Below are 19816 nucleotides of genomic sequence, written 5' to 3'. Positions count from 1 at the left end.
GGTCAGTGCTCGGAGTGCAGCTGTGACTGCGTGCCAGGCAGGTACCGACGCAGCAGCACTCCCGTGATGACAGCGGCCGCTGCCAGGACGCCGGCAACGACTAGCATCACAACGAGGTACGCGGAGTCGAAGGCCGTGGAGGCCGCCTGAATGATGGCGGCGTCTCCCTGCGCCGCCTCCAGTGCCTCAGCGATACCGTCACCAGCCGCCGCCGGTGCACCGTTGGGGAGGACAACACTGGCGGTATAGATGGCCGTGAGCAGGCTTCCGAGCACGGACACGGCGATGAGGCTGCCGAACTCGTAGGAGACCTCTTCGAGGGAAGCGGCCATGCCTGCACGGCGCACCGGCACGTTCCCGATGATGGCGGTGGAAGCGACCGACATGGCAGCTCCGAGACCGGCACCCGTCACCAGAAGGCCGAGAACCAGCACGCCGAAGGATGATTGGAACCCGACTACCGTCACCACGACGCCGCCGGTGGCGACGGCGAGACCACCGGTGATCAGCGCGAGCAGCCCGACACGGTGCAAGAAGGCACCACCCAGGAGCGCTGTCGGCAACGAGCCCACGGCAATCACGGCAACCAAAAGCCCAGCCTCCAGCGGACTGAAGCCGACGACCTGCTGGAAACGTTGCGTGGTGACAAGCTGGATGCCACCGATGGCGAACATCGCGAACGCCGCGGCGAGCACGCCAGCACTGAACGCCGGGTTGAGGAAGATGGAGAACTCCAGCAGCGGATTCTCCAGGCGCCGCTGACGGCGCACGAAGAGCCAGAACCCGATGGCAGCAACGAGCAGCGCAACAACAATGGTCGCGACAGACGGGGGCGCGTGGCCGATCTCCTTGATGGCCACCACCGTTCCGACGAGCCCGATCATCACCAGTATCGAAGACACGGCATCCCAGCGCTTCGAAGGATCCGGGTCATTGGCCGGGCGGATCAACCAGGTAGCAACCAGCGCCAGCGCCACTACGGGCACGTTCACCAGGAACACCGAGCCCCACCAGAAGAACTCGAGCAGCGTGCCGCCGAGAATCGGACCGAGAGCGGACCCGACGACCGACAGGCTGCCCCAGATCGCGATCGCAAAATTCCGCTCGCGCTCGACCGTGAAGTACGTGCGGATCAGTGCCAGGGTTGCCGGCATCATCGCTGCCGCACCGACAGCGAGCACAGCGCGTGCACCGATCAGCACCTCGGGCGACGGCGCCAACGCTGCGAGCAGGGACGCCAACCCGAAGATCACCAGGCCGACAACAAACATCCGCGTGTGGCCGATGCGATCCCCCAGGGTTCCGCTGCCCAGCAACAGCCCCGCCATCACCAGGGGGTAGGCATTGATGATCCACAGGCTCTGTGTGTTCGAAGCCTGCAGTTCCTCAGTCAGCGTCGGCAGGGCCGTGTAGAGAATCGAGTTATCCAAGGTGATCAGCAGCAGACCTGCTCCAACCGTCACCAGCAGCGACCAGCGTCGCCTCTTCGTCATCGCGGACATGCGCGTCTTCCCCTCGTCGTGAACGACATAACTGTACCAAATGGATGGTGTAGTTAAGTCGACGGAGGGAGAGACTCACGGCGCGCGCTATGCATGGCGTGCGGGCGGCGAAGCTTGGAAGGTTTTAGAGCGAAGGCGCGGCACTTCGATGCAGGCAAAACCGGACGAGCTGGTGCCTCAGTTGGGTACAGGTTTATGAGACTTTCAGCGGGTGGTCGGCCTCAGGTTCGCTTCCTGCGTGAACGCGCTCTCGGGATTGTCTTGCGAAGTCGTCTCGACGGAAAGTGCCTCAAGGCGGTGACTTCCAGGACTTTCTGCACCATGCTGGGGGTATGAGGCTTCTGGGATATACGCGGGTGAGCACGGCGACGCAGGACGCGCAGCTGCAAGTCGATGCGCTGGTGGAGGGCGGGGTGCAGAAGCGGGACGTGTTCTCCGATGTGACCTCGGGTAGCCGGACCGCGATCGAGCGACCGGGGATGAAACGTCTGCTGGACTACGCCGAGGACGGCGACACGGTGGTGGTGTGGCGCATCGACCGGCTGGGCCGGTCCCTGCTCGACGTCCTGAATACGGTCACGCTGCTGCGCGGCCAGGGCGTGAAGATCAGATCGGTCTCGGACGGGATCGACCCGGAGACGACATCGGGCCGGATGATGCTGGGCATGCTCGCGACCCTGGCCGAGTATGAGCGCGAGCTGATCACCGAACGCGTCAATGCGGGGATCGCCGCGGCGAAGCAGAACGGCACCCGCTTCGGCCGACCCCCGGTCGACCCGGCCGTGATCGCGGAGAAGCTCGAAATCGCGAGCGATGCCCGCGCGAAGGGCCGCACCGCCGAGGACGCCGCCCGACTCGTCGGCTGGTCCCGGGCGACGCTCTATCGCCATCGGCAGGCGGCCCGTGCCCGCGAGGCCGTCGCCGAGCAGGTGTGAGGTGGACGGGCCGGCGCGGTGGCGCATCCTGCGGCTGCACGTCGAGGACGGTATCCCGCTGAGCGCCCTGGCCCGGGAGACCGGGATCAGCCTGCGCTCCCTGGAGCGCTGGCACGCCCGCTACCGTGCCGACGGGTACGCGGGCCTGGAGACAGGCCAGCGCTCGGACGCCGGCGCCCACCATCTGCCCGGGGAGCTCGTGCGGTTGATCGAGGGCCTGGCGCTCAGCAAGCCCCGGCCCGCGATCGCCACGATCCACCGCAAGGTCACCGACATCTGCGGTACCCGAGGGTGGCCGGTGCCTTCCTACGGGGTGGTCCGCTCGATCGCGGGTGCCCTCGATCCGGGCATGGTCACCCTAGCCCTGGAGGGCGCGGCGTCCTACCGGGACAAGCACGAACTGGTGCTGCGCCGGCACGCCGAGCAACCGAATGCGATGTGGCAAAGTGACCACACGCTGCTCGACATTCTCGTGGTGGGCACCGACGGCAAACCAGTCCGCCCCTGGCTGACGACGATCCTCGATGACTGCTCCCGCGCGATCTGCGGCTACACCGTCTTCCTGGGTGCGCCGTCCGCGATGAACACCGCCCTGGCGCTGCGGCAGGCTATCTGGCACAAGAGCGACCCCGCGTGGCCGATGTGCGGGCTGCCGGACGTGCTCTATGTCGACCACGGCAGTGACTTCATCAGCCGCCACCTCGCCGGCACCGCTGTTGACCTGCACATCCGGCTGATCCACTCCACCGTCGCCCGTCCCCAGGGCCGGGGCAAGATCGAGCGGTTCTTCGGCACCGTCAACACCGAGCTTCTCGCTGACCTGCCCGGCCACATCACCGAGGGCCATCCCGCGCCGACGCCGAAGCTGTCCCTGGCCGAGCTCGACAGCGCGGTGGAGGGGTTCGTGGCCACCTACAACGACCGGACCCACAGCGAGCTCGGCGCCTCGCCGCGCACCGCGTGGATCGCCGAGGGCTGGCTGCCGCGCATGCCCGAGAGCCTGGAAGACCTCGACGGGCTGCTGCTCACGGTCGCCCAGTCCCGGGTGGTGCGCCGTGATGGCATCCGCTTCCAGGGGCTGCGCTACGTCTCCCCGACACTGGCCGGCTACGTCGGACGGCCGGTGGTGATCCGCTACGACCCGCGCGATATCACTGAGATCCGCGTGTTCGACCACGACGAGTTCCTGTGCAAGGCCGTCAACCAGGACCATCACGACGAGAAGATCAGTCTCAAGGAGATCCAGGCTGCCCGCAACGCGCGCCGTCGCGCCCTGCGCCAAGGCATCAATGAACGCATTGCCGTCGTAGCCGCGCACACCACTGAGACGCCATCGACAGCCGAGCCGCCAGCCCCAGCACCGAAGCGGAAGCTGAAAGTCTACAAGGAGGACTTGAGGTGAGCCAGCGCTTCATCGTGACCAAAGAGCACCGCCGCTTCACCGAGTTCGCCGACGCTGTCCGCCGCGGCCACACCATCGGTCTGTGCTTCGGACCGGCCGGGGTGGGCAAGACACTCTCCGCGCGCCGCTACGCCCACTGGGAGAAGGCCTATGACCTGCTGACCTATTGGGGTCCGCGCGCCGACAGCGACGCCAAGATCTACGCCGCCCTCGCTCGGAGTCGTACCGTGCTCTACACCCCCAGCGTGCTCACCACCCCACGGGTGCTGAAGGATGAACTCGACCAGGCGATCACCCGCACCAATATCTGCATCGAGCAGCATCTGGAGGCAGTCGGTCAGATCACCCCGCAGACGTGGGGCCGACGGCACGGCAGGAACCACGTGCAGCTGGTCATCGTCGATGAGTCCGAACGGCTCCGCCCCACCGCGCTGGAGCTGTTGCGCGATCGCTACGACCGCGACAACATCGCCTTGATCCTGATCGGCATGCCCGGCCTGGAGAAGCAGTTCAGCCACTACCCGCAGTTCTACAGTCGTGTCGGCTTCGCCCACCAATACCGGCCCCTGGGCACGGACGAGCTGCTGTTCGTCCTCCAGCGCCACTGGCGCTCCCTGGGCAAGACCCTCGACCCCGAGGACTTCACCGACGCGCAAGCCATCGCTTCCATCACCCGCATCACCCGCGGGAACTTCCGACTGCTGGAGCGGCTCTTCCCGCAGATCGAGCGCGTCCTGAAGATCAACGAGCTCGACACCATCACCAACGACGTCATCGAAGCCGCCGCCAGCACCCTCGTCATCGGCACCACCTGAACAAAGACCGCCACTGAGCATCGACAGAACACCGCCATTTAACAGCGAAAGTCACAGGCTCGCGTGCAAATAGGGTCCTCGGTGGCCTTAATGCTCATGTTGCGCGTAGGGTCTAGACATGCCGGGTCAAATCGTGGGGTATGCGCGCGTCTCGTCGACGTCGCAGAATCTAGCCAGGCAACTAGAGGCACTCGGGGCGGTCGACGAGCTGTTCACCGATCACCAATCCGGCAAGAGCCGAGCCGATCGCGCCGGCCTGGCGGATGCGTTGCGCTACGTGCGTCGCGGTGACACGTTGCGCGTCGCGTCGATGGATCGACTCGCGCGATCACTCATCGACCTCGAGCAGATCGTCTCCGACCTCACCGCACGCAAAGTGAGCGTCGAGTTCGTCAAAGAACGCCTCACCTTCTCACCCGACGCTGCGGCCGACCCGTTCGCGACGTTCCAACGCCAACTCATCGGCGCCGTCGCCGAACTCGAGCGCTCCCTCATCCGCGAACGCCAACGCGAAGGAATCGACCTGGCCAAAGCGCGCGGCGTGTACAAGGGCCGCGCCCGCCGCCTCACCGACGAACAGATCGCCCACGTGCGCGAGGCAGCGGCAAACGGCGCCAACAAGGCCAAGCTTGCGGGCGAACTCGGCGTCTCACGTCGCCTCATCTACGACGTCATCGCCGGCAACGGTGCTTACGGTGACTTCAACACTGCCTCGGAGGTATCAGAACCCTCTGACACGTGACAGTTTCGGCACCCTTAGCGATGAGCTCAGGCGTTGCCGTCAGTTGGGACATCCCCCAGCGGCATCAAAAACGACCGTTTTGCTCACCCTGCGCAAGTGAGGGCTTCGGCACAGCCGGCCGTTTAGCCGCCCCACTTCAGTCCGAGCTTTGCCCAGGCCACTTCGGAGTCTTTAGCTCCGAGCCAGGTGACGGCGTAGGGCACCTCGTCAGGCCAACGCGTCACGATCGAGCCTAGGCGTAAACCAAGAAACGATCGCTGCCTGCGCTCCGAAGGGTGAGCGACTGCCACGAAAATTCCGCTCTCGAGCTCTCTGAGGAGTGGCCAGTCCGGACCGTAGTCCTCTTCGGGGGGTTCAGTCGAGCCATCGGGCCATGCCATTAGAAAGAAGGGCCATGGGCGTCCGTTCCACATGGCCCCGACCTCGCAACCAAGGTAGGCACACACGCGGCCATCCCGAGACAACGTGGCAACCCGATGGTGGTACCGGTTGAGGTCTGGGGTGTTGGATGCCGGATCGCTTGTCACAGACCCATTGTGCCGAGCGCCGCTAGCCGTCACGTCCAATGGATGCGCGAGGTAGCTCAAACGAACGTTTTTGATACGACGCCGAGCCTTGGGGTAGAAACGATGGGCTGCCTCAGTGTCCTTCAGCCGCCGGCTCGACGAGTTCGACGAGCACGCCGCCGGCATCCTTGGGGTGGATGAAGTTGATGCGGCTGCCGCCGGTGCCGATCTTCGGCGCGTCGTAGAGGAACCGCATGCCGCGCTCGCGCAGCGTCGCGCTCACCGCGTCAAGGTCTGCGACGCGGTAGGCGAGTTGCTGCATGCCGGGGCCGGAGCGGTCGAGGAACTTCGCGATGCTCGACTCCGGCGACAGCGGCGCGAGCAGCTGGATGTGGCTGTGCGGGGCATCGGCCGGCCCGACGCTCAGCATCGCCTCACGCACACCCTGCTCCTCGTTGGTCTCCTCGTGAGCGAGCGTCATGCCGTACGTGTCGCGATAGAAGGCGATCGCGTCGTCGAGGTCGGCCACCGCGATGCCGACGTGGTCGATCGCCTCGAACAGGTGCGTGAAAGAGTCGGTCATGACCCCACCATATGGTTTGCTGGAAACAGCGTCTTTGGTTAATGACGATTAACTCAATGTGGAGGAAGACATGACCGACACCACCGCCGTCATCGTCGGGGGCGCCCGCACCCCGATGGGCCGTCTGCTCGGCTCGCTCAAGGGCTTCTCGGGCTCCGACCTCGGTGGCCTCGCCATCAAGGGGGCCCTCGAGAAGGCCGGTGTCGCAGGCGATCAGGTCGACTACGTCATCATGGGCCAGGTGCTCACCGCCGGCGCCGGCCAGATCCCGGCCCGCCAGGCCGCCGTCAAGGGCGGTATCCCCATGAGTGTGCCTGCGCTGACGATCAACAAGGTCTGCCTCTCCGGCCTCGACGCCGTGGCGCTCGCCGCCCAGCTCATCCGAGCTGGCGAGTTCGAGATCGTCGTGGCCGGCGGTCAGGAGTCGATGACCCAGGCGCCGCACCTGCTGGAGAAGTCGCGTGAGGGCTTCAAGTACGGCGACGTGTCGATGCGCGACCACATGGCCTACGACGGCCTGTGGGACGCCTTCACCGACCAGGCCATGGGCAACCTCACGGAGCAGGCCAACTGCGGCGAGGCGCAGTTCAGCCGCGAGGAGCAGGACGCCTTCTCCGCTGCGTCGCACCAGAAGGCTGCCGCCGCGTGGGAGAAGGGGTACTTCGACGACGAGGTCGTCTCCGTCGAGATCCCGCAGCGCAAGGGCGAGCCGGTGCAGTTCAAGAACGACGAGGGCGTGCGCGCCGACACGACGACCGAATCGCTCGGCAAGCTGCGTCCTGCGTTCAGCAAGGACGGCACGATCACGGCCGGTTCGGCCTCCCAGATCAGCGACGGCGCCGCAGCGCTCGTCGTCATGAGCAAGGCAAAGGCCGAGGAGCTGGGCCTTGAGATCCTCGCCGAGATCGGGGCTCACGGCGTCGTCGCCGGGCCCGACTCGACGCTGCAGAGCCAGCCGGCGCGCGCCATCGCCGCCGCCTGTGAGAAGGACGGCCTTGCGCCCACCGACCTCGACGTCGTCGAGATCAACGAGGCGTTCGCGGCCGTCGGCCTCGCGTCCATCAAGGAACTCGGCCTGGATCCGGAGAAGGTCAACCCGAACGGCGGCGCCATTGCCATGGGCCACCCGATCGGCATGTCCGGAGCCCGTCTCGTTCTCACCCTGGCCCACGAACTGAAGCGTCGTGGTGGCGGGGTCGGCGCCGCTGCGCTCTGCGGTGGCGGCGGACAGGGTGACGCGCTCGTCCTGCGCGTGGCCGCGGAAGGCTGATCAGCCGTGCCGCGCGAGATCGACGTGCCCCAGCTCGTCGCGCAGATGCGCGACGGCAGCAGGCGTGCGCTCGCGCGGCTGCTGACCTGCGTCGAGAACGGACACCCCAAGCTCGAGGAGATCGGAGCGGCCATCGCGCCACACACGGGCGAGGCGCAGATCATCGGTCTCACGGGGCCGCCCGGGGTCGGTAAGTCGACGTCGACGAACGCGCTCGTCGAGGCCTACCGCAAGGACGGCAAGACGGTGGCCGTCCTTGCGGTCGACCCGAGTTCGCCGTTCTCCGGAGGAGCCCTGCTGGGCGACCGAATCCGGATGGTCGGCCACTCGGGTGACGAGGGCGTGTTCGTCCGCTCGATGGCGACGCGCGGCCACCTCGGTGGTCTCGCGGCCGCCGCTCCGGCGGCCCTGCGCGTGCTCGACGCAGCAGGCTTCGACATCGTGCTCGTGGAGACCGTGGGCGTCGGACAGTCGGAAGTGCATATCGCGGGCCTCGCGGACACGACGATCGTCCTGCTCGCGCCCGGTGCCGGAGATTCCATCCAGGCCGCGAAGGCTGGCGTCCTGGAGGTCGGTGATCTCTTCGTCGTCAACAAGGCCGACCGGGACGGTGCGCCTGCGACGGTGCGCGATCTGCGGCACATCATCTCGCTCGGCATGTCGGGTGAACCCGGTGAGTGGCGCCCGGAGGTCGTCTCCACGGTGGCCGAGAAGGCGCAGGGCGTCGAGGACGTCGTCGCGGCCGTCGAGGCACACCGGGCGTGGATGCTCGAGCACGACGAGCTCAGCGTGCGCCGCCGACGTCGGGCCGCGGGCGAGATCGAAGAGCTGGCGGTGCGGCGACTGCGTGAGCGCTGGGAACGCCCCAATGCCGAGGTGAAGCTCGACGACCTCGCTGAGGCTGTCGCTCGAGGGGTTCTGGACCCCTACGCCGCGGCGCAGGCCGTCGCGGGTTGAGGCTGAGGGGCTCGATGCGCGTCCGAAACCGCGCGAGAGCCCATGGCGGCGAGGCGTCGCCAGAGCGTGTTCTGAGGTGCGTCGCCGGCCGGTATCAGCTCTGATTCCGCGGAATACCGGGGTTGTCGGCGCCGATACATAGACTTGGAGCATGAAGCCTCGTACGCCCGTCATCATGCTCATCGCGGCCGCTGAGCACGCCGAAGAGATGCGGGACGAATTCACCCACCGCTACGCTGCCGACTACGACCTGCAACTCGCCACGACGCTCAGCGAATCGATGACGATGGCGCAGGGCCTCAACGCGCGCGGCATCCCGGTCGCGATGTTCGCCGCGACGACGCAGGTGGGCGACGCGACGGGCCTCGTCACGCTGCAGTGCCTGCATGCCGTCATGCCGGCGGCCAAGCGGGTCATGGTGCGCCTGCGCAGCGAACCGTGGGCGGTGGAGGAGCAGCGCGTCGCGCAGATCAGCGGCCAGATCGAGGCCGCGCTCCTGCTGCCGAGCGGCCCGCGCGACGAGGAGTTCCACACCGCCGTCACCGAGTTGCTCTCGGACTGGGGGTGGTCGGCGGGTGGCCCGAGATCGAGCTCGTCAACATCGTGGCGCCCGCAGGCGACCCCAACGTCGGGGTGCTGCGCGACTTCCTCGACCGCCAGGGCATCCCGATGGGGGTCTGGCCGCCGGACGCTCCGCACGCAGCCAAGACGCTCGAGATGGCGCGTTCGCAGGGCATCGAGATCGCCTATCCGCTCGTGCGCATCGCCGAGCGCGAGGTTCACGCCAACCCTGACGTCCGTGTGCTCGGGCGCGCCTTCGGCGCCACCGTCGACGAGTTGGGCGAGGGCCACGTCGTCGACCTTGCGATCGTCGGGGCGGGCCCGGCCGGCCTCGCTGCCGCGGTGTACGGCGCGAGCGAGGGGCTGAGCACAGCCGTCATCGAGGCCGACGCCGTGGGCGGCCAGGCCGGCACGAGCTCGATGATCCGCAACTACCTGGGCTTTCCCCGCGGCATCTCGGGCATGCGCCTCGCGCAGCGCGCGCGGTTCCAGGCCACCCGGTTCGGCGCGGGCATCTACTCGGCCACCGAGGTCACCGGTTTCACGCCCGGCTATCGCGGCGAACCGCACGTGCTCCAGACCGACGACGGGCCGGTCTGCGCCCGCGCCGTTCTCATCTCGACGGGCGTGGCCTACCGTCGCCTCGGCGTCGAGGAGGTCGAAGGCTTCGTCGGACGCGGCGTGTACTACGGCGCGGCGTCGTCGGCTGCCCGCGAGTGCGAGGGTGGGCACGTCCTCGTCGTCGGCGGCGGCAACTCGGCGGGCCAGGCCGCCATCCACCTCTCACGCTTCGCGCGCTCCGTCAGCATCGTCGTGCGTCGCGACGGGCTCGCGGAGACGATGTCTGACTACCTCATCCGCGAGATCGAGGCGAACCCGCGAATCGTCGTCAAGACCAATGCGGAGATCGTCGGGGCGAGCGGCACCGATCGGCTGCAGCACGTGACGATCCGCTTCAACGAGAAGGACCAGGAGCTGACGGTTCCCGCCTGCGGGCTGTTCCTCCTGCTCGGCGCGCACCCGTGCGTCGACTGGCTCGACGGCACCGTCGCGCGCGACGAGCGGGGCTTCGTGCTCACCGGCCGCGATGTGCCGGCCGAGTTCTGGAGCGAAGGCCTGCCGCCCTTACCGCAGGCGACGAGCGTGCCGGGCGTCTTCGCCGCGGGTGACATCCGCGCCGGGTCGATGAAGCGCGTGGCCTCCGCCTCCGGTGAGGGTGCGGCCGCGGTGCCGCTCGTGCACCAATGGATCGAGGCGCTTGGGACAGCTCTCGGGAGTTCGGGGGTGTAGTCGTTTCCTGGTCTGAGACCCGCGCTGGGGCCTCGTGAAAGCACAGAAATCGCGGCGCCGAGACGTGCGCCCTGCCTCAGCGGAAGGGCGCACGTCTCGGGATGACGCTTGAGGGCGCCGGGCCGCAGGGAGACTAAGGCGCAAGGATGTAGGACATACCCACAACGTCCTTGACGGTTCGCGTGACCCAACGGAAGGGACCAGCCGTGCCATTCATCTCGGTGAACGTGACGTAGAGGCCGTCGGCGCGACGCTGCGTTCCGGTGACCCAGGCGACGTGTCCGTATGATGACGCGCCCTGAACGTAGGGCTGAAAGACAACGATGGAACGCGGTTGCGCGTCGGCAACCACAGTCCACCCGCGGGAGCGAGCACTGTTCGCCCAGTCCTTCGCGTTACCAGAAATGTAGGGGTAGTAGCCGGTCGCCGCACGCCACTGCTCGAACGCACCCCATGTGCACTGGCCTGCCACGCCCGTGTTGGAGTTCATCCTCTGACCCATCGCACGTCCGGAAGTCGGGCACGCGGGAGTGACCGGATTGTTCGAGCCAGTGTTGATGTCGACGTCGGCGACCCAGTACCCATCGCTGACCTTGTACCAAAGGTTGTCCCACCCACCGGGGATGTACTTGCTGTAGTAGCCCTTGACCGCCTGGCCGCGGGTGTAGCACTGCAGGTTCAGGTGGCTGCCCGCGCTGTACCAACCGGCCTGTGTCGTGTTCAGCGTGGGGCCGGTCATCCTCTGAGTGTTCGTCATCACCGTGTCGTTGGTGGTCGACGCGTGGGCCGCCGCTGCCACCCCGATCTGCGCGCCGGCCATCACGAGCGAGGAGGTGGCCAGCAACGCTGCCGTCCGTGCCTTGCCCTGCCCAATCCGGATCGTCTTCATGGCTGTCTCCTTCTCGTTACCCCGTCCGCGTCTCGGAACCCCCGTTCGGGGGAGGGGCTGCGAATTCAGAATCTCCCGCGTGGCGCGCCCTGAAAACCGGACGAACCGTGGGTGCCGCGACCTGGCATTGGTCGCGGTAGCGACTACCTGACGAGTCGCCTGGTGGTGATACCAGCGAAATCGGGGGTTCCCATGAATCACGGAGGACAGCACAATGGGCGGGTGCTGACATCCCTCCTGCGACCGGTCCAACTCGCGGGAACATGGACTGATGGCCGAGCCAGGGCCGCGGCTGAGGCGACCATTGCGGTCGTGGCCGTGGGCGTGCGGGGCGTGGTGTTGATCACCGCGCTGATCATCGCCCCAATCACGTTCAGCAATGCAAACGGCGCCCTATCGTTTCCTTATCTCGGCGCCGCAATGCTGGCCGTGGTCGTGTCGATGGGACTGTGCGCGAAGACGGTGGTGACGGCACGATTACGTTCCAGGCCGTGGGGCATCGCAGATCTGTTCACGTGCTTCCTGGCCATAGTCGTGTGCACCTCCGTGTCGTCACGAAACTCGTCGTGGGTTCTGGGCCATTTCGACCTTCCGTACGCGATCAACGCGTCGTCTGTGGCAGCCGGGTGGCTCCGTTCTCTCAAGCGCTCCCTCCTCGTCTCGAGCACAATTGCAGCTGCCCTGGTGCTGGCAGCCGCTCTGACCGATACCAAAACCTTGGCGGTAGCGGTGAGTTCGGCGGCCAATGTGGTGCTGTTCGGAGTGGCCTCGGCGATGGGCGCCGCCTATCTTCGCCGCCTCGGCGCCAGTTTCGACACGCTCCATCAGCAAATGGTGGACGCGACCAAGAGGTTGGAGTTGGAGCGCTATCGGTTGCAGGTTCACGACGCATGCGGTGTGCTGCGGATGCTCGCGGATGAGGACACGCCGGAGTCGGCGCTTCCGGCACTGCGACGGCAGGCGCGCAAGGAGTCGCTGCGGTTGCGCGCGTACCTGATCCGAGACGCCGCTCACGAGGCCGTGGACGTGCCGGCTACGTTGGCGGATGTAGTGCTGGCGGCCACTGACGACTTCACGGATCTCCCTCTCGTGGTTCATACGGCGCTGGCAGAAGAGGTCACTCTGTCCGAGCAATCGGCGTTGTTACTGCAGAGGGCGATCACAACGCTGCTGTACAACGTTCGGATTCATGCGAACGCGCGCCACGTGACACTGCATGCGGAGCAGGACGACTACGGTTGGGAACTCACGGTGCACGATGACGGCGTCGGCTTCGAACCCAGGCCTTCGATCTTTGGATACGGTCTTCAGGAGCAGGTGTTCGCTGCGTTGGCGTCGTGCGACATCAGGGTCCGACTGACGTCTCGGCCCGGGCGAGGAACGCTTGTCACAATCGCAGGGAAAAGCCGATGAGCGCATCCCGCACGCGCGTCGCCCTCATCGACGATCTGCCGGTCGTCCGTTCCGGGTTCGCTATCGCGCACCCCGGGCTCGACGTCGTGCGGACGTTTTCGGACACCGAGAGCTTTCTGCACGACCCGGTGGATGTCGATGTCGTCTTGGTCGATCTGAAGCTCGCCACCGGGGCGTCGGTTGGGGTGCAGCAGGGGCGAAAAGCTATTCGTGCCCTGGCTGCTCGCAGGTTCGTTACATGTATCTACACCGAGGAGACACGCGACCTGGTGCTCGCCCTGTGCCTGCGTGCGGGTGCGCATGGAATCACGCACAAATATGACACGCCCGCCGAAACAACGGAGAACGTCGACCGGGTGGCAGCCGGGGGTTTCGTGATCAGCCGCTCGCTTGTCGGGGTTGCTGAGGTGCTCCAGCGGCACGGTGAGCTGCCGGACATTACTGACAAGCAGCGACAGGTGCTCCGTCTGCGCGCTCGCGGCATCGGGTGGGCCGACATCGCCAGCCAGCTCTACATCAATATCGGTTCCGCGCGTGACCGGATGGACGCGGTCAACGAGAAGTTTGCGCGCTACTTGCAGTCAGCAACGCCGGCTGACATCGAACGGCAGTTCGGCCTGGGGCCTGGAGACCTCCTCGACGACTGACGGGGATCCGGGCGTTGGCCGCCTTCGCGAGAGACGCGGTGAGAGGCCGACGTGTGTCCGCAGGGGTGGTATCCGCCTCCGGTGAGGGTGCCGCTGGTGCACCAGTGGATCGAGACCCTCGAGACCGCCGCCCGCTAACCGCAGGCGGCTAGTGTCGAACCATGCTTGTCGCCTTCTCTGTTGCCCCCACCACGAGCGAGGACGAGGACGGATCGGTGAGCGACGCCGTCGCTGCCGCCGTGCGTATCGTGCGCGAGTCGGGTCTGCCCAACCGCACCGATGCGATGTTCACGACCCTCGAAGGGGAGTGGGACGAGTGCATGGACGTTGTCAAGCGTGCCTGCGAGGCCGTCGGCGCCGTCTCGCCGCGTGTCTCGCTCGTGCTCAAGGCCGACATCCGGCCTGGTTTCACCGGTCAGCTCGATGCCAAGGTGCAGCGGGTGGAGGATCGCCTGCGCGACGGCTGACCCCTTCTCGCGAGGTCACTGCCCGGCGCGAGCCAGGACCACGGTGAGCACCTCGGCCTGCCCACGCAGGCGCGCGGCTTCGTCGGGCGCGGATGTCGCGACGAGCGTGGCTGCACGAGCGAGTTCATCGATCTCCGTCCCGACGATGTCGACCATCTCGGCCTCGCTCAGCTCACGGCGTGGCACGTCCGTCGCGCCGGCGCCGACGGCCGAGGCCTCGATGGAACCGGCGCCGGGGCCGTCGACGTGCACGGCCTCGGCGTTGTCGATCGCAGCGAGCGCGGATCGGAGGGCGCTCGTGGCATCACGATCACGCATCTGCCTCGACGTGCGCAGGGCCTGATGCAGGATCGTCCGGATGCTCATGAACCCAGCGAACCGGCACAGGGCGGATCCCGCAAGGACATTCGCGTCCGCCCTGCGGCAGGTCCCCTAGATTGTCCGCATGAGTGCGCCAGACACCGACCCGGCCGTGACCGAACGCTACGAACTGCGATTGCTGACACCCGATGACGCCGACGTCATCGCGCAGGCGCACGTGCAGATCTGGCGCGACACCTACGACGGTCTTCTCGCGCGTTCGGTGCTCGATGGCCTCGACGTCGGGGAGACCGCTCGGCGGTGGCGCGAGTGGCTCGGATCCGATGAGCCACCTCGCGTTCTCGGGGCCTTCGAGCGCGGGACGGGCACTTTCGCCGGGTGGATCTGTGTCGGTGCTGCACGTGACGAGGACGCGCCGACCGCCACCGAACTGTGGGTGCTGAACGTCGTCACTGGACATCACGGCACCGGGCTCGCCCACGAGTTCATGCGGAGCGAGCTGGCGAACCGGCCGGCGTACCTGTGGGTGGTCGAGGGGAACGAGCGGGCAGTCGCGTTCTACCGCAAGCACGGCTTCGAACTCGACGGTCAGGCGAAGGCCCAGGAAGACGAAGGCAATCGCGACCTGCGCATGGTGCGCACGGACGCTTTCAGTTAATGAATTTTAACTCTACTGTGAAGTAGGTCACATGGCTCGCGTACCGTGGTGGGCATGAACGCCTACATCGATGCCGACTCACCCCGCGGTAGCGGCGCGGACGGCGGTGCCACCACCCCGAGCACCGGACGCAGCGCCTGGCAGAAGCGTTATGACGACGCCGTCGCGAAGGGTCTCGTGCGCGACGCCGACTTCACGACCCTCTCGGGCGAGGAGGTCGACCCCGTCTACGGCCCCACCGACGGTGAGGTCGACCCACGGATCGGGTGGCCGGGTGAGTACCCGTACACGCGTGGTCTGCACTCGACCGGGTACCGCGGGCGCCCCTGGACGATCCGTCAGTTCGCCGGCTTCGGCAACGCGAAGCAGACCAACGAGCGCTACCGAATGATCCTCGGCCGCGGCGGTGGCGGTCTCTCCGTCGCATTCGACATGCCGACGCTCATGGGGCGCGACTCGGACGAGGAACTCTCCCTCGGCGAGGTCGGCCACTGCGGTGTCGCCATCGACTCCGTCGCCGACATGGAGATCCTCTTCGATTCCATTCCGCTCGGCGACGTCACGACGTCGATGACCATCTCCGGCCCTGCGGTGCCGGTGTTCTGCATGTACGTCGTCGCGGCCGAGCGCCAGGGAGTGGACGTTGGCACGCTCAACGGCACGCTGCAGACGGACATCTTCAAGGAGTACATCGCGCAGAAGGAGTGGCTCTTCGCTCCGGAGCCGCACCTGCGCCTCATCGGTGACCTCATCGAGTACACCACCGAGAAGATGCCGGCCTACAAGCCGCTCTCGGTGTCCGGGTACCACATCCGTGAGGCGGGGGCGACGGCCGCGCAGGAGCTGGCGTACACGCTGGCCGACGGCTTCGGCTACGTCGAGCTCGGTCTCTCGCGTGGTCTCGACGTCAACACGTTCGCTCCCGGCCTGTCGTTCTTCTTCGATGCCCACGTCGACTTCTTCGAGGAGATCGCGAAGTTCCGTGCGGCCCGCCGTATCTGGGCGCGTTGGATGAAGGAGGAGTACGGCGCCACGTCCGAGAAGGCGATGTGGATGCGGTTCCACACGCAGACGGCGGGTGTCTCCCTCACGGCGCAGCAGCCGATCAACAACGTCGTCCGCACCGCGGTGGAGGCGCTTTCCGCCGTGCTCGGCGGAACGAACTCGCTCCACACGAATGCCCTCGACGAGACGCTGGCGCTGCCGACGGACGAGTCGGCCGAGATCGCGCTGCGTACGCAACAGGTGCTCATGGAGGAGACCGGCATCACGAACGTCGCCGACCCGCTCGGCGGCTCGTGGTACGTCGAGGCACTCACCGACAAGATCGAGGCCGAGGCCGAGAAGATCTTCGCTCAGATCCGTGACCTCGGGGAGGCAGGTGCACCGCGTGACGAGGACGGCGCGGTTCGCCACGAGGTGGGGCCGATGACAAGTGGTCTGCTGCGCGGTATCGAGGAGGCGTGGTTCACCGGCAACATCGCCGATTCGTCCTTCCGCTACCAGCAGGCGCTGGAGAAGGGCGACAAGCGCATCGTCGGCGTCAACGCTCACATGGAGACGAACGCCAAGCCGCTGGAGATCCTGCGCATCAGCCACGAGGTCGAGCGCGACCAGGTCGCGTCACTCAAGGAGTGCAAGGCCGGACGCGACGGCGCCGTCGTGCAGGAGAAGCTCGACGCCCTCGTGGCGGCGGCGAAGACCGACGCCAACCTCATCGAGCCGATGCTCGAGGCGGCCCGCGCCGAGGCGACCCTCGGCGAGATCTGTGGGGCTCTCAAGGAGCTGTGGGGCGAGTACCGAGAGCCTGCCGCGTTCTAGCCGAGCCGCCCACGGTGGCACTGTGGCACACCGAACGGACCTCCGTCGCTGGTGCGCCCGAGGTAGGTGCGAACCACGTGTTCCTGCAAGAATGCCGGTATGACGAATCAGCCGCTGAACGCCGCGTCACTGCGCGGTGCCGTCGACCTCTCCTCCCTGAAGAAGCCGCAGGGCGCTCCTGCGGGTGCCGCTCGGACGAGCGGCACCTCCGGTGCTCCGTCGGCGCCTCTGCCGGGCACCGCTGAGGCGCCTGCAGCGGCGCCTGACCCCGAGGCTGCGGACACGTTCCGTCACGACGGTCTCGTCGTCGACGTCACGGCGGACAACTTCCAGGCCCTCGCGCAGCAATCGGTTGCGCACCCCGTCATCGTGGCGATCTGGGCGCGCTCGCAGCCTGCGTCGCAGCAGCCGATCGACGTGCTTGCCCGCGCCGTCCGCAAGCAGGAGGGACGTGTCCTCCTCGGTGTGGCGGATCTCGACGACAGCCCCGAGATCGGGCAGGTCTTCGCGCAGCTGTCGCAGCAGGCTGCGCAACAGGGACAGCCCGGTCAGATCCTGGCGGCGGCCTTCGTGCAGGGTCAGCCGATACCGATTCCACCCGTCGTCGAGGACGCCATGGCTGACGAGATTCTCGGCCAGATCGTGCAGATCGCCGTGCAGAACGGTGTCACGGGACGCGTGCAGGGGTACGACCCGAACGCTGCCCCGGCGAACGGAGGTAGCGACGAGGGCGCGGACGAAGCCGAGGCGGAACTGCCGCCGCTTCACCAGTTGGCGTACGACGCTATTGAGAAGGGCGACTACGAAGGGGCGCTTGCCGCGTTCGACCAGGCGCTCGAGCAGAACCCCAAGGACGAGGAGGCCCGCCTCGCGCGTGGCCAGGTCAAGCTCATGCAGCGCACCCAGGGTGCCGATCTCAACGCTGCGCGCGAAGCCGCGGCGTCGAATCCGGCCGACATCGAAGCGCAGATGACCGTCGCGGACCTCGACCTGCTCGGCGGGCACGTCGAGGACGCTTTCGCGCGCCTCATCGATGTCGTCAAAGCCACGCGTGACAACGAGCGCACCACGGTGCGCGAGCACCTCATCGAGCTTTTCGACGTCGTCGGGTCGACCGATCCGCGCGTCAACAAGGCCCGCACCGCGCTGATGTCTGCGCTGTACTGACGACAGCGGAATTGCGCTTGCATAGAGGGAAACAGCGGCACTATTCGTAGACCGGTCCTGTAATGCACGAATGGTGGGGGTCTGGTGAAGGAGATCACCACACACCCACCATTCGTGCGGTCATGCCAGGTGCGACATATGAATCCGCGAGAGTCAGCTTCCGAGCGCTGCTGACACCACGTCGCGGGCTTCGGCCTGCACCTGGGCGAGGTGCTCCTCGCCCTTGAACGACTCGGCGTAGATCTTGTACACGTCCTCGGTGCCCGAGGGGCGCGCCGCGAACCAGGCGCTGTCGGTGACGACCTTGAGGCCCCCGATCTTCGCACCGTTGCCCGGCGCCTCCGTCAGCTTCGCCGTGATCGACTCGCCGGCGAGCGTGTCCGCGGCGACGGCGTCGGGCGTTAGTGCGCCGAGCTTTGCCTTTTCCTCACGCGAGGCGGGCGCGTCCACGCGGGCGTAGGCGGGGGCGCCGTGCTTCGCTGTCAGTTCGCCGTAGAGCTCCGACGGGGACTTGCCCGTTGTCGCCTTGATCTCCGACGCGAGCAGGGCGAGCAGGATGCCGTCCTTGTCCGTGGTCCACACGGAGCCGTCGAAGCGGACGAACGACGCCCCGGCCGACTCCTCGCCGCCGAAGGGGCCCGAGCCGTCGAGCAGGCCGGGCACGAACCACTTGAAGCCGACGGGCACCTCGACGAGCTTGCGGCCGAGGTCGTCGGCCACACGGTCGATCATCGAGCTGCTCACGAGCGTCTTGCCGATGAATCCGTCGCCCCACTGCGGGCGCGCGCCGCCGTAGAGGTACTGGATCGCGACGGCGAGGTAGTGGTTCGGGTTCATCAGGCCGGCGTCGGGCGTGACGATGCCGTGGCGGTCGGAGTCGGCATCGTTGCCGGTTGCGATGTCGTACTTCTCGCGCTGGGCGATGAGGGAGGCCATGGCGTTGGGGGAGGAGCAGTCCATGCGGATCTTCTCGTCCCAGTCGAGCGTCATGAAGCGCCACGTCGGGTCCACGAGAGGATTGACTACCGTGAGATCGAGGCCGTGGCGTTCGGCGATCTCGCCCCAGTAGGCGACGGCAGCGCCGCCGAGCGGGTCGGCGCCGATCCTCACGCCGGCGTTCTTGATCGCCGCCAGATCGACGACGTTGGGCAGGTCGTCGACGTACGTGCCGAGGAAGTCGTACTTCTGCGCCTTCTCCGACGCCTTCGAGAAGGCCACCCGCTTGACACCGGAGAGCCCACCACGGATGTACTCGTTGGCGCGTGTCGCGATGACCTTCGTGGCATCCGAGTCGGCCGGCCCACCGTGCGGCGGGTTGTACTTGAAGCCGCCGTCGGCCGGCGGGTTGTGTGACGGCGTGACGACGATGCCGTCGGCCAGGCCGGATCCGTTCGTCAGATCCTTGCCCTTGTTCGCGCGCAGGATGGCGTGGCTGACGGCGGGCGTCGGCGTGTAGCCGTCACGGTCGTCGACGAGCACCGTGACGTCGTTCGCGACGAGCACCTCGAGCGCACTCGCCCACGCAGGCTCGGACAGCGCGTGGGTGTCGCGGCCGAGGAACAACGGGCCGTCGAAGCCCTGCGAGCAGCGGTAGTCGACGATCGCCTGCGTCGTCGCGAGGATGTGCGCCTCGTTGAACGCGGTCTTGAGGCTCGAACCGCGGTGCCCCGACGTGCCGAACGCCACCTGCTGGTCGACGTTCTCAGGGTCGGGCGTCAGCGTGTAGTACGCCGTGACGAGGTGGGGGACGTCGATCAGGTCACGAGGTTCGGCCAACTGGCCCGCGCGGTTGCTCATGCCTTCATCCTGCCCTCTGTGAGCGGCGACGTAAACGCCCGAACCAATGCCCCGAGCGAGGCGGGGCGGACGC

General features: G+C 67.0%; 19 protein-coding genes. 13 read left to right on the top strand and 6 right to left on the bottom strand.

Annotated elements, in window-relative coordinates; all coding sequences use genetic code 11:
• Positions 1–2: 2 nt before the first annotated feature.
• Positions 3–1502 (bottom strand): MFS transporter, encoded by a 1500-nt coding sequence (locus K9D12_RS04210; RefSeq protein WP_047310238.1) that lies wholly within the window; start codon positions 1500–1502, stop codon positions 3–5.
• 332 nt (positions 1503–1834) lie between these two features.
• Here K9D12_RS04210 and K9D12_RS04205 point away from each other — a divergent pair, with 332 nt between their 5' ends.
• The 4 genes from K9D12_RS04205 to K9D12_RS04190 all read left to right on the top strand — a co-directional run bounded on the left by K9D12_RS04205 (position 1835) and on the right by K9D12_RS04190 (position 5396).
• Entirely contained in the window at positions 1835–2437 is a 603-nt protein-coding gene (locus K9D12_RS04205; RefSeq protein ID WP_047311302.1) for a recombinase family protein, read from the top strand.
• A gap of 1 nt (position 2438) precedes the next feature.
• On the top strand, positions 2439–3839 hold the full coding sequence (locus K9D12_RS04200; RefSeq protein WP_165357825.1) for a Mu transposase C-terminal domain-containing protein: 1401 nt from the start codon (positions 2439–2441) through the stop codon (positions 3837–3839).
• A complete protein-coding gene (locus K9D12_RS04195; protein ID WP_017836498.1) occupies positions 3836–4654 on the top strand; it encodes an AAA family ATPase in 819 nt (272 codons plus the stop codon). The genes K9D12_RS04200 and K9D12_RS04195 overlap by 4 nt, the downstream gene beginning before the upstream one ends.
• Before the next feature lie 118 nt (positions 4655–4772).
• Complete coding sequence (locus K9D12_RS04190) at positions 4773–5396, top strand: recombinase family protein (protein WP_047312997.1); 624 nt, start codon at positions 4773–4775, stop codon at positions 5394–5396.
• Between the two features lie 639 nt (positions 5397–6035).
• Here the strand turns inward: K9D12_RS04190 and mce are convergent.
• Positions 6036–6485 carry a methylmalonyl-CoA epimerase gene (gene mce / locus K9D12_RS04185; protein WP_129662742.1) on the bottom strand — a complete coding sequence of 150 codons (450 nt, stop codon included), beginning with the start codon at positions 6483–6485 and terminating at the stop codon, positions 6036–6038.
• Positions 6486–6555: 70 nt separating this feature from the next.
• Between mce and K9D12_RS04180 the strand changes: the two genes are divergently transcribed.
• Both K9D12_RS04180 and meaB read left to right on the top strand, forming a co-directional pair.
• On the top strand, positions 6556–7755 hold the full coding sequence (locus K9D12_RS04180; RefSeq protein WP_223059568.1) for an acetyl-CoA C-acetyltransferase: 1200 nt from the start codon (positions 6556–6558) through the stop codon (positions 7753–7755).
• Positions 7756–7761: 6 nt separating this feature from the next.
• Positions 7762–8712: a methylmalonyl Co-A mutase-associated GTPase MeaB gene (gene meaB, locus K9D12_RS04175; RefSeq protein ID WP_370633451.1), complete on the top strand. Its 951-nt coding sequence runs from the start codon at positions 7762–7764 to the stop codon at positions 8710–8712.
• A 94-nt stretch (positions 8713–8806) separates the two neighbouring features.
• On the opposite strand, the gene K9D12_RS14805 is transcribed toward meaB, so the two are convergent.
• Positions 8807–9244, bottom strand: a complete 438-nt coding sequence (locus K9D12_RS14805) for a hypothetical protein (RefSeq protein ID WP_225910909.1) — start codon at positions 9242–9244, stop codon at positions 8807–8809.
• A gap of 32 nt (positions 9245–9276) precedes the next feature.
• On the opposite strand from K9D12_RS14805, the gene K9D12_RS04170 reads away from it, so the two are divergent.
• Complete coding sequence (locus K9D12_RS04170; RefSeq protein ID WP_370633450.1) at positions 9277–10563, top strand: NAD(P)/FAD-dependent oxidoreductase; 1287 nt, start codon at positions 9277–9279, stop codon at positions 10561–10563.
• A gap of 133 nt (positions 10564–10696) precedes the next feature.
• On the opposite strand, the gene K9D12_RS04165 is transcribed toward K9D12_RS04170, so the two are convergent.
• Complete coding sequence (locus K9D12_RS04165) at positions 10697–11452, bottom strand: CHAP domain-containing protein (RefSeq protein WP_129662748.1); 756 nt, start codon at positions 11450–11452, stop codon at positions 10697–10699.
• Positions 11453–11674: 222 nt separating this feature from the next.
• On the opposite strand from K9D12_RS04165, the gene K9D12_RS04160 reads away from it, so the two are divergent.
• From K9D12_RS04160 to K9D12_RS04150, 3 genes are all read left to right on the top strand, one after another.
• Positions 11675–12865: a hypothetical protein gene (locus K9D12_RS04160; protein WP_129662750.1), complete on the top strand. Its 1191-nt coding sequence runs from the start codon at positions 11675–11677 to the stop codon at positions 12863–12865.
• Positions 12862–13512, top strand: coding sequence for a response regulator transcription factor (locus K9D12_RS04155; protein WP_129662752.1), 651 nt, complete (start codon positions 12862–12864; stop codon positions 13510–13512). The genes K9D12_RS04160 and K9D12_RS04155 overlap by 4 nt, the downstream gene beginning before the upstream one ends.
• A 161-nt stretch (positions 13513–13673) precedes the next feature.
• The gene (locus K9D12_RS04150) at positions 13674–13979 is read left to right on the top strand and encodes a thiamine-binding protein (protein ID WP_129662754.1); all 306 of its coding nucleotides are present in this window, start codon (positions 13674–13676) and stop codon (positions 13977–13979) included.
• 15 nt (positions 13980–13994) lie between these two features.
• Here the strand turns inward: K9D12_RS04150 and K9D12_RS04145 are convergent, their stop codons facing one another.
• Positions 13995–14345 (bottom strand): hypothetical protein, encoded by a 351-nt coding sequence (locus K9D12_RS04145; RefSeq protein WP_129662756.1) that lies wholly within the window; start codon positions 14343–14345, stop codon positions 13995–13997.
• A 79-nt stretch (positions 14346–14424) separates the two neighbouring features.
• Between K9D12_RS04145 and K9D12_RS04140 the strand changes: the two genes are divergently transcribed.
• The 3 genes from K9D12_RS04140 (at position 14425) to K9D12_RS04130 (ending at position 17946) form a co-directional block, all read left to right on the top strand.
• Positions 14425–14958 (top strand): GNAT family N-acetyltransferase, encoded by a 534-nt coding sequence (locus K9D12_RS04140; protein WP_129662758.1) that lies wholly within the window; start codon positions 14425–14427, stop codon positions 14956–14958.
• Positions 14959–15012: 54 nt separating this feature from the next.
• Positions 15013–16779, top strand: a complete 1767-nt coding sequence (locus tag K9D12_RS04135) for a methylmalonyl-CoA mutase (protein ID WP_129662760.1) — start codon at positions 15013–15015, stop codon at positions 16777–16779.
• 99 nt (positions 16780–16878) lie between these two features.
• Positions 16879–17946 (top strand): co-chaperone YbbN, encoded by a 1068-nt coding sequence (locus tag K9D12_RS04130; RefSeq protein WP_129662762.1) that lies wholly within the window; start codon positions 16879–16881, stop codon positions 17944–17946.
• A 153-nt stretch (positions 17947–18099) separates the two neighbouring features.
• On the opposite strand, the gene pgm is transcribed toward K9D12_RS04130, so the two are convergent.
• Positions 18100–19743: a phosphoglucomutase (alpha-D-glucose-1,6-bisphosphate-dependent) gene (pgm, locus tag K9D12_RS04125; RefSeq protein WP_223059567.1), complete on the bottom strand. Its 1644-nt coding sequence runs from the start codon at positions 19741–19743 to the stop codon at positions 18100–18102.
• Positions 19744–19816 lie beyond the last annotated feature (73 nt).

This window comes from Dermacoccus sp. Tok2021 (assembly GCF_019895135.1).
Taxonomy (GTDB): domain Bacteria; phylum Actinomycetota; class Actinomycetes; order Actinomycetales; family Dermatophilaceae; genus Dermacoccus; species Dermacoccus abyssi.
The sequence above is the reverse complement of the archived record's forward strand: the minus strand, read 5'-3'. Positions and strand labels throughout refer to the sequence as shown.